The sequence below is a fragment of the Pantoea sp. R102 genome (assembly GCF_004916815.1).
Classification (GTDB): domain Bacteria; phylum Pseudomonadota; class Gammaproteobacteria; order Enterobacterales; family Enterobacteriaceae; genus Pantoea; species Pantoea dispersa.
Genome location: NZ_SDFT01000285.1, coordinates 1 through 1,745, shown reverse-complemented (window position 1 = coordinate 1,745; position 1,745 = coordinate 1). Strand labels below are relative to the sequence as shown.

At 60.7% G+C, this 1,745-nt stretch carries 2 protein-coding genes; both read left to right on the top strand.

The annotated features are described in order from the left end of the window. Positions 1-975 (top strand): efflux transporter outer membrane subunit (locus ERD80_RS21775; protein WP_136548512.1); only part of this gene is annotated, 975 nt, incomplete at its 5' end. A 233-nt stretch (positions 976-1,208) separates the two neighbouring features. Further along, a complete protein-coding gene (locus tag ERD80_RS21770) occupies positions 1,209-1,601 on the top strand; it encodes a hypothetical protein (protein WP_136548510.1) in 393 nt (130 codons plus the stop codon). Positions 1,602-1,745: the final 144 nt, after the last annotated feature.

Here is a 1,745-nt window from a genome sequence, read left to right as displayed (position 1 = left end):
TTATGGGGCAGCCGCAGCAACAGCATCCGCGCGGCGGAAGCCACGCTGGCGGCGCAGCGTGCGGCGGCCTCGGCAGCCGAGCTGACGGTGGCCAGTTCGGTCGCGTCCGGTTACCTCAGCCTGTGCGCGCTCGACGAGCAGCTGCGCGTCACCGAGGCCACGCTGGAAACGCGGCAGAACTCGCTAAACCTGGCGCAGCGTCAGTTCGAAACCGGCTATACCTCGCGGCTGGAATGGATGCAGGCGGCATCGGAATATCAGACGGCGAAAGCGCAAATTCCGCATCTGCAGCATCAGATCGCCCAGCAGGAGAACGCGCTCAGCATTCTGGTCGGCATGAATCCGCGCCAGATCGCGCGCAGCAGCCAGTTCGACCAGCTGCGACCCCACGCACTGCCGACGCTGCTGCCGTCGCAGCTGCTGAATCGCCGGCCTGACATAGTCCAGGCGCAGCGCCTGCTGCTGGCGAGCGACGCGTCGCTGGCGGCGGCACAGGCACAGCTGCTGCCATCGCTCAACCTGACGGCGTCCGGCACGCTGCAGAGCAGCCAGCTACACGATCTGCTGGATAATCCGTTCCGCCTGTGGAGCATCGGCGGCAGCGTGCTGGCACCGCTGCTCAACCGCGAAGCCCTGACCGCACAGGTGGATGTGGCGATGGCGTCGCGCAACCAGGCGCTGTACGGCTACGAAAGGGTGGTGCGCAACGCCTTTGCCGAGGTGGATAACGCGCTGGATGCCATTACGCGCAGCCAGCAGCAGCTAACAGAGCTGCAGGCGCAGGAACGCTACGTTGCCGAGGCGTGGCGGATTGCGCGCAACCGTTATCAGAATGGCTATGCGTCCTATCTCGATGAGCTTGATGCGCAGCGCACGCTGTTCAGCACCCAGCTGAATATTGTGGCGGTGAAAAACACGCTGCTGCTGGCGCAAATCGATCTCTACCGCGCACTTGGTGGCGGCTGGCAGGGTTGATCATCACGCCGCAGCCGCCTGGCTGCGGTCAAAAATGACGTCTAAAGCCCGTTCACCCCGCTTTCACAACAGCACCAGCCCGAACTTAAGTGGTTCATGCTTTTTTTTACTTGTCTTTACAATTAGTGGTATTATCCGCGGCGCTTTACACAGTCTGAACGGAACTATGCAGGGGTTATTGCCTGCACGGCCGCGTGGTTGCGCGGCTTGCCATGACAGGGGAAGAAAAGGAAATGATGAATAAAAAAGCCACGCTGGTACTGCTGGTTGCAGCGGTATTAGTCACCGGCTGTGCATCGCGCACGGCACCGATCCAGAACGTCAGCCAGACGGTCGCACAGAGCTACAGCGATCAGCAGATGCAGCGCGCTATTGTGGAAGCTGGCGCGGCCAATCACTGGGTGATCTCACCGGCGGGTCCGGGCGTGATGAATGGTCTGCTGGCAGAACGCGGCCACACGGCGAATATCCGTATCACCTACACTGCTAACAGCTACCGCATTGATTACGTCAGCAGCACCAATCTGAAAGCAGGCAGTGGCCAGATTCACCGTAACTATAACCGCTGGATTCAGAACCTGAACCAGGGCATCCAGACCCGTCTGGCGGTGCAGGCGGTAAAATAAGTCATCACGCGCGCCGCTAACAGTTAATCGTAAAGTTAGCCGGCACGCTGCCGAAATAGAAACAGGCGGACCCGATGTCCGCCTGAGAACTCGGCGACATCCGCGTGAGGCGGATGACTGGAATAGAGAGCAGGGAAGGGATGC

Bases quoted from the DNA above. Each gene is read 5' to 3' on its own strand.
- ERD80_RS21770 (WP_136548510.1), top strand. From the start codon at position 1,209: ATGATGAATAAAAAAGCCACGCTGGTACTGCTGGTTGCAGCGGTATTA.